Genomic DNA, 21,501 nt, shown 5'->3' with positions numbered 1-21,501 from the left:
TTATCTACTGCTGTGGTAAACATAGGGTACCTCCTTAACTTAAAAATACCCCTTAAATGGAGGCGCGACAACTAATATCAATACTTACTCTGAACAGAGCCAATCGAAATAAATCCGGCGCCGCTTAAAGCGGCGCAGTGACGCCAAAGGCCGCAGTCGCGGCCTTTTGGTTTTTCTGAAGACGGAACTTCTAAAGCTGAAGTTTGTATGTTCCCATGGTCTCGGCCATTTGAACGACACGCCCGTCAATGGCGTTAAACACATCCTTAAGCTCAGGCGGTTCATTAAAGCTGAGAACTGTATCAACCGCAAACACTTTGAAGAAGTAGCGGTGCGTTCCGATCGGAGGCTTCGGGCCGATGTAGCCCACAGTGCCCCTGCCGTTTACGCCTTCGCTGGAGCCGGGAAAAAGGCTCTCGAGATCTGCCCCTTCCGGAATGGAGAGGTTCTGAGGCGGAAGGTTATACGCTACCCAGTGAACAAAAGTCAGCTTAGGGGCCTCAGGATCCGGCGCATCCGGATCCACACACACGAGAACTAAAGACTGTGTGCCTTTGGGAATATTGATAATCTCAAGCGGAGGAGACATATCGCTCCCCTGTTGAGTGAATTCTTTCGGGATCGGTGCCCCCGTCGCAAATGTCGGAGACAGAATTTCAAGTTTCTCCATCCCTCAGTTCCTTCTTACGGTCTCACAGACTGTTCGCGGGTCTTGGAGGACTTGATGGCACGAACAATGCTGTCCAGCTGTTCGGAAATCTCTTCGACGATATTGTTTGCGGTAACAATACCGCACAACTTGCCGTCCTTGTCGACAACCGGCAGTCTGCGAATGCCCTGCTCGCGCATTCTTGCTAAAGCATCGACAACGGTTTCGTCGGCGCTTGCGGTGCAAACGGGAGCAGACATGACATCTTCAACTTTCAATCCTTTCGGATCTTTCTCTAATGCCACGACTTCAATGCAAATATCACGGTCAGTGATCATTCCGACCGGCTGTCTGTCGTCATTGATGACAACCAGACTTCCTACATGAAGAGCTCGCATGGCTTTAGAACAATCCAAAACAGAAGTTCCCAGCGGAATTGTGGCAACTGTATGTACTGACAAATCGATAATTTTGATAGAACGAGCTCGCATCTATACCTCTTGCTAAAACCTACTGCCCTTATGCTATGTATTTGATCTTTATAAGGGTTCGGGCACTCACCCTCAACACGGTATCATACCAAACCAAAACGGCCTAAAAGGCCTGCAGGACCGCTCGGAAACACGGATCTTCGCGCTAAACCTCCTCCGGTGTTTCCGGAGTAATGCGTTCTTTTTCCAGATCCTTAAAGTCAAAAAGTGTTTGATCCAGTAAATGTGACGGAGCGACTCGGGTCAGACTGCGGAAGATGTTCTCAACTCTTCCCAGCGTCTCCCTGTCCATCCTCTGGATGATCTCTTTCATTTCACGGCGGCATACGTCATCAGCGCCGCATAATTTTGGGATGACATCGTAGCCTTTGATGCGGCACCAGCGCGCCAAGTCTTTCTCACGCAAGTACACAAGCGGACGAATCACAATGTGCTCTTTGGCATCGCTTAACAGCTTCGGGGGCATGGACTTAAGACGGCCGCCGTAGAACATGTTCAGCATCAGCGTGCTGACGACATCGTCCAAGTGGTGTCCCAGCGCGATTTTCGTGCACTTCTGCTCTCTTGCAACCCGATAAATAATGCCTCTTCTCAGGCGCGAGCAAAGCGAACAAAGATTTCGATTGTCCGAGTACTTCGACTTCACAATGGAGAACGTATCCTGGTCCTCAATGTGATACGGGACTCCGATCTTCTCCAGGTGCGCAATGAGTCGATCCAAAGGGAAATCAGGAAGATGCTGATTCAGACAAAATGCCAGCAGCTCGAAGTGAATCGGAGCTCGCCCCTGCAGACGCACGAGTGCATCCAGCAATGCATAACTATCCTTTCCGCCGGAGACACACACCATTACTTTGTCTCCGTCTTCGATCAGATTGAAATCCGTAATCGCCTGGGCGCAGAGTCTAACCAAGCGCTTCTCGAGTTTTCTGTTTTCAAACGACAAACGCTCTTTCTTCTCTTCGGATGGAGCCCCGGAAGCGCTCACCTCCGGAGTCGAAATGTTTTGTTCCGTTTGATCTTTAAGCTCTTCGATTTTGACGGGTTTCATTATTCAGTCTTAATCCTTGTCTTTACTAAAAAATGCTTCAACTCCGATAGATTCGGCCTTTGAATATGCATCGGGTTTCTCGCTGCCGATCTGAACTGCAGCCACTTCGGGGCATGCCAGCAGGCGTTCGGCTGTTCTCTCCAACAGGGTTTCCTGCAGATCAATGTGGCCTCCCTGAACAACTGTTTCGATGGCTTCAATGATTCTGTCGTAGTTAAAAACTTCCGAGAGCTCATTGACCGGCGCCGCCCCCTTCTCCACGTACACGGAGACGTTCAATCTTAATCTTTGAGGAAGAAGTCTCTCGTGCTGATACGCACCGATCCGAGCCTTCGTTTCGTAGCGATTCAGTTTGATCTTCCAATATTTTCCAGAAATAAGCATCGGATCCAAATCCACTTTGAACTTCCTCTATTCCTTATTAATGTGTCAAAATCTTTCCATGCGCTGGATATTGACTATTTTCATCGGACTCTGCGTCCTTACTTCTGCTATTCCATGGCTTCAGAAGCTTGGAATCGGGCGACTGCCCGGAGATCTTAACTTCAAGATTTTCGGCCATCCGATCCAAATCCCATTAGCAAGCACCATTCTCATCGCCGTGGTACTAATGCTGATCGGCAAGTTTATCTAATACCTCGTTAATGGCTCGAACCGAGGCTTCTTCTATTAACGCAGGAATCCGAGATTTATCCGCTGCGCTCGCCGAAATCGACTTAAAGTCAACTGATCGAACCGCCTCGGCAGACGCCAGCCATTTTCCCTCTGAATCAATACGATGAGCTGTTTTAAGCAGGAGCAAAAGCTGAGCAAACCGCTCCGGCCGACGCAGCGCGTCCTTACGGCGAAGAACGGAAAGCACTTCTTTGCCGTCAGCAGCTTTTTCAAAACCGTCTCGCAGGCTTTCTGAGAAAAGAATTGCAAACTCCGTCAGCTTTTTAGGCATTCGGAGCGCCTCCAGCAAAGCCGGAAGTTTGTCCGGATCTACGGACGCAACCGAAGCTGCAAATTTTTCTTCTTCGGAAGAACCCGTCGCTAAGCTGTCAAGCAGACTGCGGGAAAAGTCCGTTTGCTTCCATTCCGGATAGACCCGACCCATAAAGCCGTTCGCTTCAAGTTCGTCAAAGAAGACCGAGGGCTTCGTCTCCTTCAGCGCCTTACGAATCTCAGCAGTGACACGCTCGGGCACCAGAGCATCCACTTCGCCGCTTTCTACCATGCGCCTCAACATCGTCTCGGTTTCTTCAGCGATTCGGAACCACGGCAGCTTTGCTCGAAAACGGCTCACTCTCAAAATCCGCAGAGGATCTTCTTCAAATGCAGCGCTGACATGTCGCAGAAGGCCTTTTTTTAAATCCTCAAAACCGCCATAAGGATCGATGAGGTGTCCCTCTTCATCCATCGCCATTGCGTTGACGGTCAGGTCCCTTCGCAGAAGGTCCTGCTCCAGCGTGACGGACGAATCAGTAAAAAAAGTAAAGCCTTTATACCCGTGCCCGCTTTTTCTCTCTGTCCTCGCAAGGGCATATTCCTCGTGCGTCTTCGGATGCAGAAACACAGGAAAATCATTACCGACGGGAACAAACTTTAATTTGAGCATCTCTTCCGGCGTCGCCCCGGTGACGACCCAGTCTTTGTCGTTGCTCTGCATGGGGTGTCCAAGCTCCGTCAGCAGCTTGTCTCTTACCCAACCGCCTACAATGTATTTCTTGAGAGACATAACTTAGTTCCTAGGTACTGCAGGATCGATCATAGTATGGATAAGAAAAGTGAACGCGCCCGAGTTTTAAAAGAGAGAAATGCCCTAAGTCCGACAAAACGCGCGGAGTTAAACAGTGCTTTATGCCGCTTCCTCGGTTCTTTCTTGGATACCGTCGAGGTACAGACAATCGGCGCATTTCTTCCTATCGGCTCCGAACCTGACATCTCCCAGGTCTTAAAAAGATGGCTCAGTGCAGACTCAAATCGTGAGGTTTTTCTTCCGGTGACCGAGGGAAAAATCATGCGTTTTGCATTTTGGGATACTGCTCGGCCTCTAAAGATCGGACGCTTCAATGTACCGGAACCGACATCGGATATTTATTTCGAGCCCCCGCTCCTGCTTGTCCCCTGCATTGCCATAAATAAAGGCGGATACCGGCTCGGCTACGGAGCCGGTTACTACGACCGCTACCTTTCTGCGTGTGCGGAGAAGCCCTTTACCGTCGGCATCTGCTTCTCCGAATTTTGTAGTTTAGATTTTGAAGCGCAGTCCTTTGACGCCAAGCTTAATGCTGTCATCTCGGATAAAGGTTTCTCCCGCTTCTAACCATTACTCCTGAGTCAGTTCGTCAAGTGCGGACTGAACTTCAGCCTCGGTCGCTTCTGCATCGAGCTGGCAGAAAATATCCTTCAGCGCTCCGAGACCGGAGGCTTTAAAGCTCTGGAGATGAGCGCCGACCTCTTTACCGGAAGGAAGGCCGCCGGCAGTCAGCAAGGTCTTTCCCTGGCCGTTGACGAGCTTGAAGTAAAACAGTCCGTCCTTTTCCCGATACTGCTTCAGAGAGGCTTTGCTCTTCTTAGCCTTTACGGCTGCCTTCTTTGCCTGCAGAGGTTTGAAGGTCCTTAAGCCCACAGCATTACGGCACTGATCCACGAGCGCCCGGGCCATCGGGCGAATTCTTTCAACGCCTTCGCGAAGGATCGCCTCTACCTTTTCCGGCTCTTTCATGTAAGCTTCGTAGCGTTCACGCATCGGACCGATTTCGGAATTAATTTTTTCGAAAACGATTTCTTTGGCTTCGCCCCAGCCGAGACCTTCCTGCAGCTTTTTGCGGAATTCGTTTCTTTCCTCATGCGTTGCGAACGCATCGTAAATAGCGGTAAGAGAAGTCGATTCCGGATCCTTAGGTTCTCCGGGAAGCTTTGAGTCCGTCACGATCTTCATGATCGCTTCACGTAGAGCCTTTTCTCCGCCTTCGAACAGAGGAATGACGTTGTCATAGCTCTTACTCATCTTGCGGCCGTCCAATCCCGGGAGGATCGCCGTGTCTTCATCGATCAGTGCTTCGGGCAGCGGAAAGATCTCCTCTCCGTTTCCGTACATCTGATTGAATCGGGTAGCGATGTCTCGGCACATTTCAATGTGCTGGATCTGATCGCGGCCGACAGGAATGAAATTAGCCTTGAAAATCAAAATATCCGCAGCCATCAGGATCGGGTAGCAAAACAGTCCCATGGTCACGTTGTTGTCCGGATCTTCGCCTGCGGCTTCGTTGGCTTCGACCTTCGCTTTATAGGCATGAGCTCGGTTCATCAGGCCTTTAGACGTCACACAGTTCAAAATCCAGTTGAGCTCCAGCGTCTCAGGAAGGTCACTCTGACGATAAAAATGCACGCGTTTGGGATCCAGTCCGCAGGCGAGCCAGGTTGCGGCAATCTGAATACGGCTCTTCTCAACGCGATCCGGATCGCTTGTCTTGATCAAAGCATGATAGTCAGACAAGAAGTAAAAACTTTCCGTTCCTTCAGCCCGGCTTTTCTGGATCGCCGGACGAATAGCGCCGACGTAGTTTCCCAGATGAAGTGTGCCGCTTGGCGTCACACCGGTTAAAACGCGTACTGTCATCTTGTTTCCTTTTCTGCAAGAAGTCGAATTGTTTATCTTATAAAAAAATGTCCCCGCGAGCGTGACTCCGGGGACTGATTTGAAGGAGAAATTAGGCTAAACCGGCCACTTTGCGAAGCGCTTGGGCTTTATCGGTGCGCTCCCAGGTGAACTCCGGTTCCTCTCTTCCAAAGTGACCGTAAGCAGCAGTCTTGGAGTAGATCGGACGCTGCAGATCCAGCATCTTAATAATGCCGGCCGGTCTCAGATCGAAATGTTCTCTGACCAGTTCGGCAATCTCTTCGTCCGGAATGACGCCGGTACCTTCTGTGTAAACCGTAATGTTCACAGGATTGGCAACACCGATAGCGTACGCAACCTGAATCTGGCACTGCTTTGCCAAGCCGGCGGCAACGATGTTCTTAGCAACATAACGGCAGGCATAAGCGGCAGAGCGGTCTACCTTTGTGGGATCCTTGCCGGAGAAAGCACCGCCGCCGTGGGGGCAGGCACCGCCGTATGTATCCACAATGATCTTACGGCCGGTCAGACCGCAGTCGCCCTGAGGTCCGCCGACGACGAAACGTCCGGTCGGGTTGATCAGGAACTTCGTGTCCTTGAGCATTTCGGGCGGAAACACGGGACGAACGATCTTATCGATCACTGCCTGAACGAATTCGGGCTTCATCTTGTCGCCTTCACTCATTTCAGGGGCATGCTGAGTGGAAAGAACCACGGTTTCGACGGAAACCGGACGGCCGTCCACATAACGCATCGTCACCTGGCTCTTAGCGTCCGGACGAAGATAGGGCATCTCGCCGGTTCTTCTCATCAGAGATTGCTGTTCCACCAGACGGTGAGCGTAATAAATAGGAGCAGGCATCAGCGCGTCTGTTTCGTCACAGGCGTAGCCGAACATCAAACCCTGGTCACCGGCGCCTTTTTCAAGCGGATCGTCCTGAGCTTTATCGACGCCCTGTGCGATGTCGGGAGACTGTTTGTCATAAGCAACCAAGACGGCGCAGCCTTTATGGTCAATACCGTAGCTGCTGTCGTCGTAACCGATACGCTTCAAGGTGTCGCGAACGATCTTGGTGTAGTCCACATTTGCGGTGGTCGAAATTTCGCCGGCGAGCATGACCGTGCCGGTTGTGCACAGAGTTTCAGCGGCAACTCGAGCGGTCGGATCCTGTTCCAGGATAGCGTCGAGAATGGCGTCCGAAATTTGGTCGGCGACTTTATCGGGATGGCCTTCGGATACGGACTCCGAAGTAAAAAGGTATTCTTTTGCAGACTTGTTCATAAGAGCTGACTCCGAAAATTTTTCTAAAAATCATCAATAGGAGGCAGCGTCGCGGAAGCTATCTTCCGGACGCTTTAGCGGAATTTGTTAATCGCCCCGCAAGTTGTCCTTTAACTCGGCGAACGTAGAACTATAATCCTCTGACTTGCGATTATCAAGCAGGAGAAGTCCTTTGCTTGAGAATTTAGCAACCTTTTGTTTACAGAAGCTTAATTTTGATCCATGGCAAAGAAATCCGCACTGAATTTACTCATCTCCAAGACCTGTGTCGCGCTTGTCAACGGCATGGCCGGCTGGAAGCAGTCAAGCCGCACACGTTTAGCTAATTTTCTTGCCTCAGTCACCTGGTATGTGCTTGCAAGACGCAGAAAGATTGCTCTGACGAACCTTCGTCTCTGCTTCCCGGAGTGGTCCGAACAAAAACGCGCCGATACCGCAAAAGGCGTCTTCCGCAACCTTATCCGCGCCGCGCTTGATCACAGCGTTCTCGCAAAAGGCTCCGAAGCCCAGGTTTTGGAAATGGTTAAGTTCGAAGGCAAAGAACAATTTGAAGACCTCTGCAAGACCGATAAAGTCATCATCGTTGCTCCTCATTTTGTCGGCTTGGATGCAGGCGGTATCGCTATGAACACATTCGTGCGCGGCGCCTCTCTATATCAGACCCAATCAAATCCGGTCTGGGATAAGTGGGCTTTTGACGCCAGAAAACGCTTCTCCGATCCCGTGCTCATCCCGAAGTCCAACTCGGCGATGAAAGAAGTCATCCGTGCGCTTAGAGCATCCCTGCCTTTCTACTATCTTCCGGATATGGACCACGGAGCCCGCAACTCTGTTTTTGTGCCGTTTTTCGGGGTCCAAGCTGCGACGCTCCCCATGGTTTCTAAGCTCGCAAAGTTAACCGGCGCCAAGGTGATTTGGGGCATTGCGGAAACCACGCCCGAGGGCTACACCATGCACTTATCTAAGCCTCTGGAGAACTTTCCGACAAACGATGCTACTGCCGATACGCTGCGCCTAAATCAAGAACTGGAACAATTTATTCTCAAGCATCCGGATCAATACCTGTGGACTCACCGCCGCTTTAAGACTCGTCCGGAAGGAGAGCCTTCGGTTTATTAAATATTTACCTTATTTTTCACGCGGCAGCCTGCTGTCCCGAAATGAAGCCTGCTAATTTATAGATACTTCTAAAAGGCGTACGGTAGAGAAGTCGGCAAGATTCGTTCTCGGGCAGCTGTCGGAGAAATTCAAGGCCATGATTCTGAGAACGCCGAAGAAAAGAGACTCTTTCCTTTAATTGTCGGAAAGAGAATGTCAGAATGTAAGGTCTAACTATTTTTATCGGGCGAGCCGTGAAGATCAAATTCACTAAAATGCATGGAGCCGGAAACGACTTCGTTGTCTTGGACTGCACCAAAGAACCTTTCTCGTTAACGCCTCAGCAGCTGCGCTTCCTGGCCGATCGGCATTTCGGAATCGGTGCCGACCAAATTTTGGTCGTCGAGCCCGCAGAGTCCGAGGAAGCTGATTTTAAATATCGTATTTTTAACGCCGACGGCGGAGAAGTCGAGCAATGCGGAAACGGTGCGCGTTGTTTCGTAAAGTTTGTCTATAACAAAGGCCTGACCGATAAAAAACGTATCCGTGCCAAGACCATGAAGGGCATCATCGAGCTCGAACTCAAAGAGGACGGGCTGGTGCGTGTCTCCATGGGCACCCCTTCCTTCGAGCCTTCCTCCCTTCCTTTCAATCCGCAGGGACTGCCCTCTCGTGAGATCCGCGGCTTTAAACAATGGGCGGTCCGCTATAAAGGTGAACTGGTTTGGTTCTCTATCTGCTCAATGGGCAATCCGCACGTAACCATTATCCCAGACGACATCGAGACCGCACCGGTCGGAGAATTAGGCCCCTTTATCGAAAATCATCCGGCGTTTCCCCGCCGAGTGAACGTCGGATTTATTCAGCCGATTACCGAACATGAGGCCAACGTTCGAGTTTGGGAACGCGGCGCCGGCGAGACGCTTGCATGCGGCACTGGCAACTGCGCTGCTGTCGCCACTTCGATTGAATTAGGAGCTCTGAGTTCCCCGGTTCTTACCCACAATAAAGGCGGCGATCTCCGTTTATCTTGGGAAGGAGAAGGCGAAGACGTCGAACTCTTCGGCCCGGCCGTAACCGTTTTTGACAGCGAGATTGAAATCAAATGAGCGAAAATCAAACTGTAGTCGACTTTGTCATTGACTACTTAAGATCCAATCCTGATTTCTTTGTACGGCATCCGGATCTCTTCCTGCATCTCAGCCTGCCCGGTCAATCACCGGACGGAGGCCGCACGCCCGCGGAATGTCAGAACGAAGCGTTAAAAGCCGCACTTTCCTCCTGCCGAATTAGAGAGGAAGAGCGCAAACTCTGGGAAGCGACTCTTAACTCAGAGGCAAAAAGCGAAGAAATAATTCGCTTTGCGACCGATTTGCTCGCCTGCCATTCGCAGGTTGAGATTCCTAACCTCGTCCTGAACTTCTTCATTTCTGAATTTAAGGCCGCTCACGGGCTGCTTCGTCTGTGGCCGGTGAAACCCAACTTCTCTTTCTTCCCGTTCGCAGAACGCTTGGGGCCGGACGTGGAAGCTGCCTTGGGTTCAATCGAAAATTTCTATTTAGGCGAAAATTACGGTGACGAAGTCGCCCACTGGCTCAAGATCGACCCCGTTGAAACACGCGGCGTTCTCATTCTTCCGCTGCGCGGTCATACCGGAACCGTATTCGGAATGATTTGCCTGTGCGATGCGGATGAAAAGAAATTCACACGAGGCACGTCTCCTAAGTTTTTAAAGATGGCAGCTAAGGTTGCCGAAACAGCATTAACTCCTTTGATCAATTGAGTATTTCCATGACGAATCAAATTCCTACGATCATCCTTAAACCCGGCAAGGAACGTGCGCTCCTTCGCCGTCATCCCTGGGTTTATGCAACCGGGGTTTCCAAAGTACTGGGAAAACCGAAGAGCGGTGAGACGGTCAGGATTCAAGACAGTAAAGGGAAATTTTTAGCTTGGGGCGCTTATTCTCCCGAATCAGCGCTCCGTGCCCGCTGCTGGTCTTTCCAAGAAGAAGATGTCATTGATGCCGCCTGGATTGAAGCCAGAGTCAAAGCAGCGATCGAGGCTCGCAGCTGCCTGAGATCCCGCACCAACGCAATTCGTCTGATTTTCGGAGAGGCCGACTTCCTCCCCGGGCTCATTGTTGATCAGTACAACAACCAGGTCGTCACACAGTTTCAGTCCGCAGGCGTCGAGTATTGGCGCTCTGTGATCGGTCAGGCATTGGTGAAATACACCGGCTGCTCTCAGGTGTATGACCGTTCCGACGCCGCTACCCGAGCCCGTGAGGGTCTCCCGGAACGCAAAGAGGTCCTTGAGGGCGAAGAGCCGCCTCAGGAAGTCGAAATCGTAGAAGACGGCATCAAGTACGGCGTCGACGTTCGCATGGGCCACAAAACCGGCTTTTACGTTGATCAGCGCGATAACCGAGCTTTGGCCCGCAGATTGGCTGAGGAATTCAAACGCGTGCACGGCAGAGGCATGAGAGCGCTTAACTGCTTCTGCTACACCGGCGGATTTTCCCTTGCGCTCAAAGCCGGGGGCGCCGAAGAGGTCGTGTCCATCGATTCCTCTGCCGACGCGCTGCAGATGGCTCAGGAAAATGCCAAACGCAACGGTTTCGATGACGGCTCGATGAAATGGATCGAAGCAAATGTCTTTGAAGCACTTCGAGAATTCCGCGACAGAGGAGAACAATTTGATCTTGTCATTCTCGATCCTCCTAAGTTCGCGTCCAGCCACCACCACGTCGACAAAGCAGCTCGCGCCTACAAAGACATCAACCTCAACGGTCTTCGCATTCTGACCCCGGGCGGACAGCTCCTGACATTCTCCTGCTCGGGCGCCATTGACGTCGACCTGTTCCAAAAAATCGTGGCAGGTGCTGTCATCGACTCGCGCGTAGAAGCCTGGATGATGGAGCGTCTCGGAGCGGGGATAGATCATCCTCTGCTGATGACTCACCCTGAGGGTGAATACCTGAAGGGTCTGCACCTCCTTTCCCGAGGCGCGGTCTAGTCCCGAAAGAGGCAGAAAAGTTTAACTTTTCTGCCTTTTAACTTCTTGAAATTCAAAAAAACTATTGCAATCTGGGCTGGGTTGCTGTATAACCCATTTTCCCTTAATGGTTGCTTGTGATTTAGAACCTATTATTAATGCTCGGAGGAGCTATGGAAGACTTAATTCCGGTCACAATTATTACCGGTTTTTTGGGCGCAGGTAAAACAACGCTTCTTAACCGTATTCTCACTGAAGAACACGGTCAAAAGATAGCCGTCATCGAAAACGAATTCGGTGAAGAAAGCATCGACAATGATCTTCTCGTTCAAAGCGAAGATGAAGAAATCATTACGATGAACAACGGCTGCATCTGCTGCACCATTCGAGGCGACCTGGCTGAAAACCTCATCCGTCTGATGGAGCGTAAAAAGGAAGGAAAAGCCAACTTTGACCGCGTCATCATCGAAACGACCGGTCTTGCAGACCCCGGCCCCGTTGCTCAAACTTTCTTCATGGATGAAGAAGTCGCTCAGTTCTACATGGTTGACGGCGTCATCACGGTTGTGGATGCGGTTAACGCTCCGAGAACATTGGATGAGCAGGCTCCTGCCCAGGCTCAGGTCGGATTTGCCGATCGAATCCTCCTCTCCAAAGTTGATTTGGTTCCGCCCTCCGTCATTGAGGATTTGTCCGATCGTCTTCATCACATGAACCCTCGTGCACCGATCGTCGAGTGCAACATGGGAAATGTCGATATTAAGGAAGTTCTCGACATTCGCGGCTTCAATCTCGACTCCGTTCTTGAATTGGACCCCGACTTCTTAAAAGAAGCTCATGAAGAGGGAGAGCACCATCACCATCATGAAGACGGCTGCACCTGCGGCTGTCACGATCATCACGATCATGATGATCACTGTGAGTGCGGGGATCATGACCACGATCACTGCGAATGCGGCCACCACCATCATCATGCACGTCATGATGACGAAATCGCTGCCTTCGTATTCGAGTCCGACAGACCGTTTGACCCGGCTCGGCTCGACAACTACATGAGAACGCTCACCCAAGTTTACGGACCGGATATGCTGCGCTATAAAGGGGTGCTTTATATGACAGGTACGGATAGGAAAATGATTTTCCAGGGTGTGCATATGCTGATGGCGGCTGACCTGGGCAAGCCCTGGGGCGACACAAAGCCGTCTACAAAAATGGTATTTATCGGCCGCCGCCTCCCAAAGAAGGCGATTATGCAAGGCTTGGAAACTTGCTTGGCTTAACCAAACCTGACTGCCTATAGGAGATGTATTCAATGGCGACAAAAAAGAAAACAACTGTCGAAACTGATAAACCGGCAAAGACAGTTAAGGCTGTAAAAGCAACGGCGAAGACAACCGCCGCTAAAGCTGCGGCACCTGCAAAGGCTGTCAAAGAAGCTAAGGCTTCTAAGGCTGCCGCCTGCAATAAAGCTTTGAAGGAAGCTGCAGAACTTGCTCCTCTCGTTCAGTCAGCTAAAGACGGAACCGGAGAAAACACATCGGTCGAGGATGCGCAGAAGGCTGCGGAATTCCTGATGAACAACTACGAAAAAAGTTCTGAGGAAAAAATCATTGTCGACGGCATCGTAATTCCGACACAGGCTGAGCTTCTCAATATGCCTGAGTCCGATTACATGAACGAAAGACAGCAGGCTTTCTTCAAGCATCTTTTACGTGAACGCGAAGCTCAGCTCCGCAGCAACGCCGGTGCAACGGCAGAACATCTGCGTGACAACACCATCATTCCCGACATGGCTGACCGCGCCACGATCGAGGAAGAGCATGCTCTTGAACTAAGAACTCGCGACAGAGAAAGAAAGCTGCTGAAGAAGGTTCAGGAAGCCCTCCAGCGCCTGGAAAAGGGCGACTACGGCTGGTGCGAAGAGACAGGCGACCCTATCGGTATTCCCCGTCTGTTGGCCCGTCCTACCGCAACGCTCTCTCTGGAAGCTCAGCAGAGACGCGAACTTCGCCAGAAGCTGTACGGTAACTAATACGGCCTAAAAGTTCAAAAGCCGGGCTTCCGCGAGGAGGTCCGGCTTTTCTTTTGGCTTAGCGAGGTTAATTCAGCGGCGTTGCCGAGTAGTCGCCCGCCTTTGCGAGAGCAGCATTGACGTCTTCAATCTTCAGCGGCTCCTTGACAGTCACGACTGCAATTGCTGGAGACAGCGTCACTTCAACTTTTTCGCAGAGAGGCTCTAACGCCTTCTTGACGCGAGCAACACAATGCATGCAGTGAACACCGCTAAGTTCAAAACTTTGTTCCATATGATTTACTCCAATACGTATCCTCCCTGAGGATTCTAGTCTTCCACGGTGATACCATTCACTAACTTTGAACCCATTTTGTTGATCTAATTTAATGAACACACTTAACAGTCAGTTTGTTCCCGCGCAGTTAAAGGCGGAAATCCTTTCAGAGGCTCTTCCCTTTATTCAAAAATTTCACGGCAAGACGATTGTGATTAAATACGGCGGCAACGCTATGACGGAGGAAAGGCTGCAGAGAGCTTTCGCCCGTGATGTCGTGCTTCTGAAACTCGTCGGAATGAATCCTGTCATCGTCCACGGCGGCGGTCCTCAAATCGGCGACGCGCTGAAGCGTGTCGGAAAGCAAAGTGAATTCATCCAAGGTATGCGCGTCACCGACGCAGAAACCATGGAAGTCGTTGAATGGGTCTTGGGCGGCCAGGTCCAAGGTGACTTAGTCACGCTGATCAACAGCTTCGGAGGCCAGGCTGTCGGCTTAACGGGCAAAGACGGCGGTCTGATCCGCGCAAAAAAACTCAAGCTGCAGGACATCCACGATCCGACAGTCTTCTATGACGTGGGCCAGGTTGGCGAAATTGAATCTATTAATCCGGCCGTCGTCAAAGCGCTCCAGGATGACGCCTTTATTCCTGTGATTTCCCCGATCGGCGTCGGAGACGATGAACTCTCCTATAACATCAACGCGGATGTCGTCGCCGGAAAAATGGCCGAAACGCTCAAAGCTGAAAAATTGGTGATGCTGACCAATACACCCGGAGTGTTGGACAAAGAAGGAAACTTAATCACGGGCCTCACCTCTCAGGAGATTGACGCGTTATTTGCTGACGGTACAATCTCGGGCGGCATGTACCCGAAGATTTCCTCCGCGCTTCAAGCAGCACGAAACGGCGTAAAAGCCGTCCACATCATCGACGGCCGCGTTGATCACTGCCTGCTGCTGGAAATCTTGACTCCGCAGGGTGTAGGCACGATGATTAAAGGTTAGACCGAAAGAATTTTATGGACGCCTCAACAGAAACAAAAAGCAGAAAAAAATCCTCCGACCGAAAACTTGAAATTCTGCGTACTCTCGTCCGAATGATGACGGAGTCGGAGAATAAACACATCACGACAAAGTCCTTGGCGGCCGCTATCGGAGTGTCCGAAGCGGCGCTTTATCGCCACTTCCCGAGCAAAGCCAAAATGTATGAAGAGATCATCGGCTTTGCTGAAAACTATGTCATGACCGCCGTAAACAATATCTCCTCGTCGGAATACTCCGGATTGGAGCAGGCTAAAAAGCTCTTCTTAGCCCTCATTGACATAAAAGCCAAAGAGCCCGGACTTGTTTTTCTGTTCTGCGGAGACTCGTTAACCTCTGAAGATCGCCGTTTGCAGGCGGAACTCAATAGATTTTACGGACAGCTGCAGGCCGTCTTCAAACAGTCTTTAAGACTCGCCGTCGCCCAGCAGGAGGTTCCGGAAAGCTATGATGTTCTGACCCGCGCCAATATGCTGGTTGCCCTAGTTCTAGGGCACTGGCTGAGATTTGCTAAGGGAGACGTCTCAGGCGGCGTCGTTGATCCTGAGAAACAGGTCTATCTGATCCTCGGAGCATAATTCTCGCCTTAAAACATAACGGCCTCGGATTTCCCGAGGCCGTTATGTTTTGTGAAGATTCCTGTTATTTCACGGGTTCGATTTTCATCTTAATGCCGCCCTCCAGCTGGATTTCCTGAGTGCCGGCAGCAGGCTGCGCCTTCTTCGCGTCTTCTTTCTTCAGGTAGGCGATTGCCTGATTGAGCTGATAGTCATCAGGATCTCCGTACTTATAGAACTTGGGCGCTTTTTTCGGCTTAGAAGAAATCGGCTCTACAGTTTCTTTAATGCCGGACGCATCCGATTTGACCTCCGAAGCAGGCTTGGCTGCCTTCGTCTTGTCATCTTTAGCCTCCGGCACTTCTAAGTGGTTCGCCAGGTCTGCCTCACGAATGTCAAGGTCAAGGAAGTTTCCTTCGGCCGTATCTTTGACCTCAACATCAGGAGAAATACCCTTTGCCTGGATCGAGCGGCCGCTCGGTGTGAAATAGCGGGCAGTGGTGAGCTTAATTGCGGTATTTTTCGCTTCCCCGCGAAGAGGAATCACCGTTTGGACGGAACCCTTTCCGAAGGATTTCGTACCCATAATCGTGGCTCTCTTATGGTCCTGAAGGGCGCCGGCCACAATCTCGCTGGCACTTGCACTGGCTCCGTTCACAAGAACGACGATCGGCATGGTCTTAGTAATCGCGGGCAGCTTGGCAATCGCCGCATCTTCGCGCACAACCTGATAATCCTGCGGAGTCGTCAGGAACTCCTTCTTAGCGTCTGCTGTTTGACCCTTGGTGGATACAACGAGCGTTCCCTTCGGAAGGAAAGCGGCAGACACACCGATCGCGGCATTGAGCAATCCGCCCGGATCGTTGCGAAGGTCAAGCACCAAACCGTTCTTCAGATTGCCGCTCTTATTCAGAGCATCCAGCGCTTTTGCAAGCTCACTGGCTGTGCGCTCCTGAAACTGAGAGACACGGATATAACCCATGTGGTCGTCAAGTGCCTTCGATTTAACCGACTTGACCTTGATCACGGCACGAATCAGCTTGACTGTAATCGGAGTTGAAGAACCTTTGCGAAGCACGGTCAGCTCGATCGGAGTGTCCGGCTTTCCGCGCATCATCTTCACGGAATCATTGAGCGGGAGATCCTTAACGATTTTCCCGTCAATCTTGAAAATAATGTCTCCGGCGCGCATATGAGCGCGAGCCGCAGGCGTATCGTCGATCGGAGAAATAACTTTCACTCCGGAGGGATCAGAACTGACTTCAAGACCCAAACCGCCGAATTCTCCGGTCGTCCCTTCCTGAAGTTCGTTGAAAGCGTTTTCATCAAGGTAAGCAGAATGAGGATCGAGGCCCTGAAGCATGCCGGAGATAGCTTCCTTCATAAGCTTCTTATCCTCAACCGGATCAACGTAGTACTGCTTTACCGCTCCGTAGATGTCAGTGAATTGTCTGATTTCATCGAGAGGAAGAACCGTTCTGGCTGCCCTCTCGGGGGCGGCGAGTGAGGCACTGATGAGTGCTCCGGCAATCATGCCTCCGGTCACAAGAAGCAGACCGCGTACGCTATTTTTCATAAGTTTTGATTTCTTTAAAATATTTCTATTAATCAAAGAATTGTAAGGCTATCAAATATTAAGCCAACCCGTTGGGTCAATTGGTTTCCCATTGTGACGCAATTCAAAATACAAAACCGAAACCGCGCCTTCATTTTTCCCGGCTCGAGAAATCACATCACCGGCCTTAACTCTGTCTCCGATATCCTTTTCCAGCGTCGCGTTGTTGCCGTAGACGGTAAAGTAACCGGCGCCGTGATCCAAAATAATCAGGTTTCCGTAGCCTCTCAGGTAATCGGCAAAGACCACCTTGCCGTCCCGCACGGCGTGTACACCCTCATCACGAGTGACGCTGAATACGGTCCCCTGCCAGCGGTCTGTTTTTCCGGAGACGGTGCGCTTCTCTCCGAAACGCGCCACGACTTTGCCCGGCACCGGATTCATGCGAGCTCCCGAGGCCGCAAGAGATTTCCGAGGAGCCGGCGCAGACGCCGTCTTGGTTTGCTTGCCGCTGCGTTTCGCCGCGGCAGCTGCTCTTCTTTGAGCTGCTTTCTCTGCCTCTGCCTCTTTCCGCTGAAGGGAAGCGACCAGGTTGCCTAAACGTTTTTCGTCATTCTGAAGCCGCTTAAGCGTCATTGTCTGCGAGGCAAGTTCTCGATTAAGTTTTGCCGCTGTTAACTGACGATCTCTGCGCTCCTTGGTGAGACGAGTCTGTTCGCTGCGTTCTTCCTGTAATGTCTTCTGAAGTAAATCGCTGGTTCGCTTCGAGCGCTGGAGGGCCCGCCCAAGTTCCTTCTGATTTTTTTCCAGTCTTTGAATGGACTCCGTCGACTTTTTCGCCAGCAAAGAAAGCATCATGTGGGTTCGAGCCTTCTGGTTTGGATCTGAGGCGGCCCATTGCGGCTGTTGCTGCTGAGTCAGCAGCTCCAGTCTCTGCTGGTTGATTTCTTCAAGAATTTTCTGTTCGTGAGAAAGTTCGTTTTCCAGACCGATCACAGTCTTTTCCTGGCTCTTTAGCGTCCGTTCGGATTTTGCTCTTTCTCGCCGCAGCTTCTGCAGTGACTGCCGAACCTGTCGGATTTTGACTTCCGACTGTTTCATCTCTGCTTCAAGTTTCTTCTTGACAGAGCTTTTCTGCGAAATAGAAGAACGCACCTCTTCAATACGGTTTTGTGTTTCTGCTCTGCGCGCTTCTATTGCTGTCTTATCGGCAGAGGAACCGCGTGAAGCGACCTTTGAGGAGCTTTTGGCCTTACGCACAGCAGATTTCTCTGCCGTCTTTTTTGAGGCTTTCTTAGATATCTGTTTTTGTGCAGTTCTGGCTTTTGCTGTTTGCTTGACTGCAGGCACAGATCGTCCCTGCGGCTCAGGCGCCGCAGAAACAGACTGGAAAGTAAAGGCAGCCAAAGCGAGAAAAACCGCCGTGGCTGCCGAAAAACGAATTCTCATCAGGATGAGTTTTATTTACCGGCCTTACCCTGTGCCGCTACTGCTGCCATCTTCTGCTTAATGGCTTCCTGATCGCCTAAATAGTAGCTGCGGATCGGACGCATATTTTCATCAAGTTCATAGACCAAAGGCACGGCAGTCGGAACATTCACACCCACGATGTCTTTATCGGAAATATTGTCCAGATGCTTAATCAGAGAACGCAGAGAGTTGCCGTGGGCAGTGATCAAAATCTTTCGGCCCGCTTTAATGTTCGGGACAATTTCGTTTTCCCAGTAGGGAACGACACGGGCTACGGTGTCTGCCAGACACTCGGTCAAAGGAAGCTCCTCGGCAGGGACATGTTTGTAGCGCGGATCAAATCCGGGCCACATGGGATTGTCTTTTTCCAGGGCAGGAGGCGGAACATCGTAAGAACGTCTCCAAATCAGCACTTGCTCGTCACCGAAATTAGCCGCTGTTTCTTTCTTGTTTAATCCTTGGAGTGCGCCGTAGTGACGTTCATTAAGGCGCCAGTCATGGATGACTGGAAGATACATGGCATCAAGCTTATCGAGCGTAATCCACAGCGTGCGGATGGCTCTCTTTAACACGGAGGTATAGCAAAGATCGAATTCGTAACCTTCTGCCTTTAAGATTTCACCGGCGCGGGCAGCTTCTTCACGGCCTTTTTCCGTCAAATCAACATCAACCCAGCCTGTAAAACGATTTTCGAGGTTCCACTGGCTTTCGCCGTGGCGCATTAAAACGATTTTGTACATGGTCACTTCCAAGCAAGTACTGACAAAAGAATAATTTTAGCAGTGCAGGACGTCCAAACACCCGTGCAAGAAACAAGCCGGAAAAAACTTCTTCTAAGTCTCAGCGATTCAAATATTTATTTGGATTAGGGAGAGCAGTTGGATATAATCCCCTCTTTAGTATCCTCAAGGCTTAGCCTGAGGACCCAAGGTTTACTATTTTTGCTTCTCTCGAACATGGATTTCATTACTGAAAACATTCTGCTGATCATTACATTCGTAGGTTCAGCAATTCTTTTGGCTTTTCCGTCTCTTTCCAAATCCAAAAATTCAGGATTAAGTCCTGCCGAAGTCGTCATCCAAGTCAATGACAAAGACGCACAGCTTGTCGACGTCAGAACGTCCAACGAATTCTCTAAGGGTTCCTTAGCCGGCGCGGTGAATATTCCGGCTGCCGATTTGGTCTCCCGTCTCGACACTCTAGATAAAAATCGCCCGGTTATTCTCATTACACAAAACGGCAGACGTGCTCAGCAAGAACTCAAACAGTTCAAGAGCAAGGGCTTTTCCGACGTCTACGTCCTGGAAGGCGGTCTCGTTGCCTGGCAGGCGGCTAAGCTCCCGCTGACAGGGTTGGAAATCAATCGCCGCAGCAACAAGAAGAAAAAGGCTTAAGCCCTCTAAATCTACAACTTAACTCTACTTATCTGTAAAGGATTAAAAATGGCAGAAAACGAAAACACCGCTCCCGAGGCCGCACCTCAGGAAGAAGCTCCCCAGTTTGCCGTTCAGCGCATCTACTTGAAAGACGCTTCTCTCGAGATGCCCAATGCTCCCGAGATCTTCCTGGCTCCTGAAGCTCCTCAGGTTGACATCCAGCTCGACGTCTCCGAACATGGTTTGGCCCAGCCTGACCTCTATGAAGTTGTCGTTCGTGCAACTGTCACGGCTAAGACCAAAATCAACAATGAAGAAAGAACCGTTTTCCTGGTTGAATGCAAACAGGCCGGCATCTTCCTTCTGAAAGGCTTCCAGGAAGAGCACAAGACCATGGTTCTCGGCATTACCTGCCCGTCCACAATCTATCCGTACCTCCGCAGCAATGTTTCCGACCTTCTGACCCGTGCAGGCATGCCGCCGGTCTACTTGGGCGAAATCAACTTTGAAGCCTACTTTGCTCAGAGAATGCAGGAGCAGCAGGCTGCAGCTGAAGAAAAAACCGTTCAGTAATCAGCTGTCCCGCTCGCTAGATAAGCCGTCCCCATCGATTTGAGGACGGCTTTTTTAGTATTTGCTGCTTTAGATTAGATTCCGCCTTCAAAACCGCACTGGCGCCAGGCCTCATAGACGGTAATGGCTACGGAGTTTGAAAGATTTAGGGAGCGATTGTGAGGACGCATCGGCAGACGGACCATATGGGCCGAATCGAATAAGGCTCTCACATCCTGAGGAAGACCCGAGCCTTCAGAGCCGAAAACAAACCAGTCTCCCGGCTGAAAGATCACTTCCTGAACCAGCTGCTGAGCTTTGGTTGTCATGGCAAACATTCGGCTGCGGTCAGGCTTTTCTGCCTCAAGAAAAGCTCCGTAATTGGGGAAACGCTTAATGTCCGCATATTCCCAATAATCCAGCCCTGCCCGCTTCATATGCTTGTCCTCAAAGTTAAAACCTAAAGGTTCAATCAGATAAAGCTTGCATCCCGTATTCGCCGACAAACGAATAATGTTTCCGGTGTTCGGCGGAATTTCCGGGTGCACTAAAACAATATTAAACATCCTTGTCTTCTTTCAAATAAGTTTTCAAGGTCGCAAAAGCCTTCTTCTCCAGCTGTCTCACTCTTTCCTGGCTCACGCCCATTTCTTTGGCAAGATCTGCCAGCGTCGCGCCTTTGCTGCCGTCCTGATCGTTATACAGCCAGCGAGCCTCAATAATGCGTCTCGAGCGGTCATCCAGCTTCTTGACTGCTTCCGGAAGAAGATTTTCGATGGTGTTTTCATAGGCACCGCGGGCGATCGTGTTTTCAGGTGTATCCCGTTCGTCCGTAAGCCACTCGGAGGGCGCGGTGCCCTCTTCTGCGCCTCCGCTCGGTTCGTCAATTTCTACATCCGAACCCAGCATGCGCTTTTCCATCTCAAAAACTTCGGCCGGCTTCACATCCAGCGTTTCGGCAATTTTTTCCGCTTCACTGGTACCGAGAAGTTTAGTGTCGTCCTTTAACTTGCGCAGATTGAAGAACAGCTTGCGCTGTGACTTTGTGGTGGCAACTTTAACCAGGCGCCAGTTGCGAAGGACATACTCCTGAATTTCAGACTTAATCCAAGTCATTGCGAAAGTCACCAAACGCGCTCCGTTGTTCGGATTGAAACGTTTGACGGCTTTCATTAAGCCGATATTCCCTTCTTGAATCAAATCACCGAACGGAAGCCCGTAGCCTTGATATTGACGCGCGATGGAAATCACAAGACGCAGGTGCGACATCACCAGCTCGCCCGCAGCTTCCATATCTCCGTGCTCCTGAAGCCTCACAGCCAGTTCGTGCTCACGTTCGGCACTCAGGATCGGAGCTTTATTCGCTGCCCGGATATATTCCTCCAGAGAACCGAGTGACGCATCAGGAATCGCAAGCGGGGTCGGTTTGTAGGGGGCAAGAGCCGTGCTCGGGCTCTTTTTCTTTTCATCTGTTGTCATCGAGGAA

The 21,501-nt window shown here is 50.9% G+C and carries 25 protein-coding genes; 12 read left to right on the top strand and 13 right to left on the bottom strand.

Features of this window, described 5'->3' with window-relative positions; all coding sequences use genetic code 11:
* Positions 1–190: 190 nt before the first annotated feature.
* The 4 genes from ACZND6_RS02290 to ACZND6_RS02275 form a co-directional block, all read right to left on the bottom strand.
* Complete coding sequence (locus ACZND6_RS02290; protein ID WP_293737534.1) at positions 191–670, bottom strand: YbhB/YbcL family Raf kinase inhibitor-like protein; 480 nt, start codon at positions 668–670, stop codon at positions 191–193.
* Positions 671–684: 14 nt separating this feature from the next.
* The gene (locus ACZND6_RS02285) at positions 685–1,110 is read right to left on the bottom strand and encodes a CBS domain-containing protein (RefSeq protein ID WP_489524353.1); all 426 of its coding nucleotides are present in this window, start codon (positions 1,108–1,110) and stop codon (positions 685–687) included.
* 175 nt (positions 1,111–1,285) lie between these two features.
* Positions 1,286–2,191, bottom strand: coding sequence for a tRNA 2-thiocytidine(32) synthetase TtcA (gene ttcA, locus ACZND6_RS02280; RefSeq protein WP_293737532.1), 906 nt, complete (start codon positions 2,189–2,191; stop codon positions 1,286–1,288).
* A 9-nt stretch (positions 2,192–2,200) separates the two neighbouring features.
* The gene (locus tag ACZND6_RS02275; protein ID WP_293737531.1) at positions 2,201–2,590 is read right to left on the bottom strand and encodes a dihydroneopterin aldolase; all 390 of its coding nucleotides are present in this window, start codon (positions 2,588–2,590) and stop codon (positions 2,201–2,203) included.
* A 43-nt stretch (positions 2,591–2,633) separates the two neighbouring features.
* On the opposite strand from ACZND6_RS02275, the gene ACZND6_RS02270 reads away from it, so the two are divergent.
* Positions 2,634–2,825: a DUF2905 domain-containing protein gene (locus tag ACZND6_RS02270; RefSeq protein WP_293737530.1), complete on the top strand. Its 192-nt coding sequence runs from the start codon at positions 2,634–2,636 to the stop codon at positions 2,823–2,825.
* On the opposite strand, the gene ACZND6_RS02265 is transcribed toward ACZND6_RS02270, so the two are convergent.
* The gene (locus tag ACZND6_RS02265) at positions 2,799–3,911 is read right to left on the bottom strand and encodes a tRNA nucleotidyltransferase/poly(A) polymerase-related protein (RefSeq protein ID WP_293737529.1); all 1,113 of its coding nucleotides are present in this window, start codon (positions 3,909–3,911) and stop codon (positions 2,799–2,801) included. The two genes, ACZND6_RS02270 and ACZND6_RS02265, sit on opposite strands and share 27 nt — an antisense overlap.
* Positions 3,912–3,947: 36 nt before the next feature.
* On the opposite strand from ACZND6_RS02265, the gene ACZND6_RS02260 reads away from it, so the two are divergent.
* Entirely contained in the window at positions 3,948–4,499 is a 552-nt protein-coding gene (locus tag ACZND6_RS02260) for a 5-formyltetrahydrofolate cyclo-ligase (RefSeq protein WP_293737528.1), read from the top strand.
* Positions 4,500–4,502: 3 nt separating this feature from the next.
* Here the strand turns inward: ACZND6_RS02260 and ACZND6_RS02255 are convergent, their stop codons facing one another.
* Both ACZND6_RS02255 and metK read right to left on the bottom strand, forming a co-directional pair.
* The gene (locus ACZND6_RS02255) at positions 4,503–5,798 is read right to left on the bottom strand and encodes a tryptophan--tRNA ligase (RefSeq protein WP_293737527.1); all 1,296 of its coding nucleotides are present in this window, start codon (positions 5,796–5,798) and stop codon (positions 4,503–4,505) included.
* A 91-nt stretch (positions 5,799–5,889) separates the two neighbouring features.
* Entirely contained in the window at positions 5,890–7,080 is a 1,191-nt protein-coding gene (gene metK / locus ACZND6_RS02250; RefSeq protein ID WP_300875554.1) for a methionine adenosyltransferase, read from the bottom strand.
* Positions 7,081–7,302: 222 nt separating this feature from the next.
* Between metK and ACZND6_RS02245 the strand changes: the two genes are divergently transcribed.
* The 6 genes from ACZND6_RS02245 to dksA all read left to right on the top strand — a co-directional run bounded on the left by ACZND6_RS02245 (position 7,303) and on the right by dksA (position 13,207).
* Entirely contained in the window at positions 7,303–8,199 is an 897-nt protein-coding gene (locus ACZND6_RS02245; RefSeq protein ID WP_293737525.1) for a lysophospholipid acyltransferase family protein, read from the top strand.
* A gap of 233 nt (positions 8,200–8,432) precedes the next feature.
* Positions 8,433–9,287: a diaminopimelate epimerase gene (dapF, locus tag ACZND6_RS02240; RefSeq protein ID WP_293737524.1), complete on the top strand. Its 855-nt coding sequence runs from the start codon at positions 8,433–8,435 to the stop codon at positions 9,285–9,287.
* Complete coding sequence (locus ACZND6_RS02235) at positions 9,284–9,961, top strand: DUF484 family protein (RefSeq protein ID WP_293737523.1); 678 nt, start codon at positions 9,284–9,286, stop codon at positions 9,959–9,961. The genes dapF and ACZND6_RS02235 overlap by 4 nt, the downstream gene beginning before the upstream one ends.
* 8 nt (positions 9,962–9,969) lie before the next feature.
* The gene (locus ACZND6_RS02230) at positions 9,970–11,196 is read left to right on the top strand and encodes a class I SAM-dependent rRNA methyltransferase (protein ID WP_370749187.1); all 1,227 of its coding nucleotides are present in this window, start codon (positions 9,970–9,972) and stop codon (positions 11,194–11,196) included.
* A gap of 152 nt (positions 11,197–11,348) precedes the next feature.
* A complete protein-coding gene (locus ACZND6_RS02225) occupies positions 11,349–12,455 on the top strand; it encodes a CobW family GTP-binding protein (protein WP_293737522.1) in 1,107 nt (368 codons plus the stop codon).
* A gap of 290 nt (positions 12,456–12,745) precedes the next feature.
* Positions 12,746–13,207, top strand: a complete 462-nt coding sequence (gene dksA / locus ACZND6_RS02220) for an RNA polymerase-binding protein DksA (RefSeq protein ID WP_370648970.1) — start codon at positions 12,746–12,748, stop codon at positions 13,205–13,207.
* A gap of 67 nt (positions 13,208–13,274) precedes the next feature.
* Here dksA and ACZND6_RS02215 read toward each other — a convergent pair whose 3' ends face one another.
* On the bottom strand, positions 13,275–13,481 hold the full coding sequence (locus ACZND6_RS02215; protein ID WP_008810254.1) for a heavy-metal-associated domain-containing protein: 207 nt from the start codon (positions 13,479–13,481) through the stop codon (positions 13,275–13,277).
* Positions 13,482–13,575: 94 nt separating this feature from the next.
* Here ACZND6_RS02215 and argB point away from each other — a divergent pair, with 94 nt between their 5' ends.
* Together argB and slmA are read left to right on the top strand one after the other, a co-directional pair.
* Positions 13,576–14,469: an acetylglutamate kinase gene (gene argB, locus ACZND6_RS02210; protein ID WP_300875560.1), complete on the top strand. Its 894-nt coding sequence runs from the start codon at positions 13,576–13,578 to the stop codon at positions 14,467–14,469.
* Between the two features lie 14 nt (positions 14,470–14,483).
* The gene (slmA, locus tag ACZND6_RS02205; RefSeq protein WP_293737519.1) at positions 14,484–15,083 is read left to right on the top strand and encodes a nucleoid occlusion factor SlmA; all 600 of its coding nucleotides are present in this window, start codon (positions 14,484–14,486) and stop codon (positions 15,081–15,083) included.
* Positions 15,084–15,147: 64 nt separating this feature from the next.
* Here slmA and ACZND6_RS02200 read toward each other — a convergent pair whose 3' ends face one another.
* From ACZND6_RS02200 to gpmA, 3 genes are read right to left on the bottom strand one after another with little or no spacing between them, the layout of a single operon-like run.
* Positions 15,148–16,638, bottom strand: coding sequence for a S41 family peptidase (locus ACZND6_RS02200; protein ID WP_293737518.1), 1,491 nt, complete (start codon positions 16,636–16,638; stop codon positions 15,148–15,150).
* A 51-nt stretch (positions 16,639–16,689) separates the two neighbouring features.
* Entirely contained in the window at positions 16,690–18,066 is a 1,377-nt protein-coding gene (locus tag ACZND6_RS02195; RefSeq protein WP_370749184.1) for a murein hydrolase activator EnvC family protein, read from the bottom strand.
* 11 nt (positions 18,067–18,077) lie between these two features.
* On the bottom strand, positions 18,078–18,827 hold the full coding sequence (gpmA, locus tag ACZND6_RS02190; RefSeq protein WP_008810259.1) for a 2,3-diphosphoglycerate-dependent phosphoglycerate mutase: 750 nt from the start codon (positions 18,825–18,827) through the stop codon (positions 18,078–18,080).
* Between the two features lie 216 nt (positions 18,828–19,043).
* Between gpmA and ACZND6_RS02185 the strand changes: the two genes are divergently transcribed.
* Both ACZND6_RS02185 and secB read left to right on the top strand, forming a co-directional pair.
* Entirely contained in the window at positions 19,044–19,481 is a 438-nt protein-coding gene (locus ACZND6_RS02185; protein ID WP_293737516.1) for a rhodanese-like domain-containing protein, read from the top strand.
* Between the two features lie 48 nt (positions 19,482–19,529).
* Entirely contained in the window at positions 19,530–20,036 is a 507-nt protein-coding gene (gene secB, locus ACZND6_RS02180) for a protein-export chaperone SecB (protein WP_293737515.1), read from the top strand.
* A gap of 74 nt (positions 20,037–20,110) precedes the next feature.
* Here the strand turns inward: secB and ACZND6_RS02175 are convergent, their stop codons facing one another.
* Positions 20,111–20,581: a tRNA (cytidine(34)-2'-O)-methyltransferase gene (locus ACZND6_RS02175; protein WP_293737514.1), complete on the bottom strand. Its 471-nt coding sequence runs from the start codon at positions 20,579–20,581 to the stop codon at positions 20,111–20,113.
* Positions 20,574–21,494, bottom strand: coding sequence for an RNA polymerase sigma factor RpoH (gene rpoH, locus ACZND6_RS02170; protein ID WP_293737513.1), 921 nt, complete (start codon positions 21,492–21,494; stop codon positions 20,574–20,576). Before rpoH ends, ACZND6_RS02175 begins: the two co-directional genes overlap by 8 nt.
* Positions 21,495–21,501 lie beyond the last annotated feature (7 nt).

The organism is Parasutterella sp., assembly GCF_057870745.1.
Note: the sequence above shows the minus strand (reverse complement) of the source record. Positions and strands in the feature narration are given on the sequence as shown.

Excerpts from the sequence above, each read along its gene's own strand:
- ACZND6_RS02290 (WP_293737534.1), bottom strand. The coding sequence starts at position 670 with ATGGAGAAACTTGAAATTCTGTCTCCGACATTTGCGACGGGGGCACCG.
- ttcA (WP_293737532.1), bottom strand. The coding sequence starts at position 2,191 with ATGAAACCCGTCAAAATCGAAGAGCTTAAAGATCAAACGGAACAAAAC.
- ACZND6_RS02270 (WP_293737530.1), top strand. The coding sequence starts at position 2,634 with ATGCGCTGGATATTGACTATTTTCATCGGACTCTGCGTCCTTACTTCT.
- ACZND6_RS02265 (WP_293737529.1), bottom strand. The coding sequence starts at position 3,911 with ATGTCTCTCAAGAAATACATTGTAGGCGGTTGGGTAAGAGACAAGCTG.
- ACZND6_RS02260 (WP_293737528.1), top strand. The coding sequence starts at position 3,948 with ATGGATAAGAAAAGTGAACGCGCCCGAGTTTTAAAAGAGAGAAATGCC.
- ACZND6_RS02255 (WP_293737527.1), bottom strand. The coding sequence starts at position 5,798 with ATGACAGTACGCGTTTTAACCGGTGTGACGCCAAGCGGCACACTTCAT.
- metK (WP_300875554.1), bottom strand. The coding sequence starts at position 7,080 with ATGAACAAGTCTGCAAAAGAATACCTTTTTACTTCGGAGTCCGTATCC.
- ACZND6_RS02245 (WP_293737525.1), top strand. The coding sequence starts at position 7,303 with ATGGCAAAGAAATCCGCACTGAATTTACTCATCTCCAAGACCTGTGTC.
- ACZND6_RS02235 (WP_293737523.1), top strand. The coding sequence starts at position 9,284 with ATGAGCGAAAATCAAACTGTAGTCGACTTTGTCATTGACTACTTAAGA.
- ACZND6_RS02230 (WP_370749187.1), top strand. The coding sequence starts at position 9,970 with ATGACGAATCAAATTCCTACGATCATCCTTAAACCCGGCAAGGAACGT.
- ACZND6_RS02225 (WP_293737522.1), top strand. The coding sequence starts at position 11,349 with ATGGAAGACTTAATTCCGGTCACAATTATTACCGGTTTTTTGGGCGCA.
- ACZND6_RS02215 (WP_008810254.1), bottom strand. The coding sequence starts at position 13,481 with ATGGAACAAAGTTTTGAACTTAGCGGTGTTCACTGCATGCATTGTGTT.
- argB (WP_300875560.1), top strand. The coding sequence starts at position 13,576 with ATGAACACACTTAACAGTCAGTTTGTTCCCGCGCAGTTAAAGGCGGAA.
- slmA (WP_293737519.1), top strand. The coding sequence starts at position 14,484 with ATGGACGCCTCAACAGAAACAAAAAGCAGAAAAAAATCCTCCGACCGA.
- ACZND6_RS02200 (WP_293737518.1), bottom strand. The coding sequence starts at position 16,638 with ATGAAAAATAGCGTACGCGGTCTGCTTCTTGTGACCGGAGGCATGATT.
- ACZND6_RS02195 (WP_370749184.1), bottom strand. The coding sequence starts at position 18,066 with ATGAGAATTCGTTTTTCGGCAGCCACGGCGGTTTTTCTCGCTTTGGCT.
- gpmA (WP_008810259.1), bottom strand. The coding sequence starts at position 18,827 with ATGTACAAAATCGTTTTAATGCGCCACGGCGAAAGCCAGTGGAACCTC.
- ACZND6_RS02185 (WP_293737516.1), top strand. The coding sequence starts at position 19,044 with ATGGATTTCATTACTGAAAACATTCTGCTGATCATTACATTCGTAGGT.
- secB (WP_293737515.1), top strand. The coding sequence starts at position 19,530 with ATGGCAGAAAACGAAAACACCGCTCCCGAGGCCGCACCTCAGGAAGAA.
- ACZND6_RS02175 (WP_293737514.1), bottom strand. The coding sequence starts at position 20,581 with ATGTTTAATATTGTTTTAGTGCACCCGGAAATTCCGCCGAACACCGGA.
- rpoH (WP_293737513.1), bottom strand. The coding sequence starts at position 21,494 with ATGACAACAGATGAAAAGAAAAAGAGCCCGAGCACGGCTCTTGCCCCC.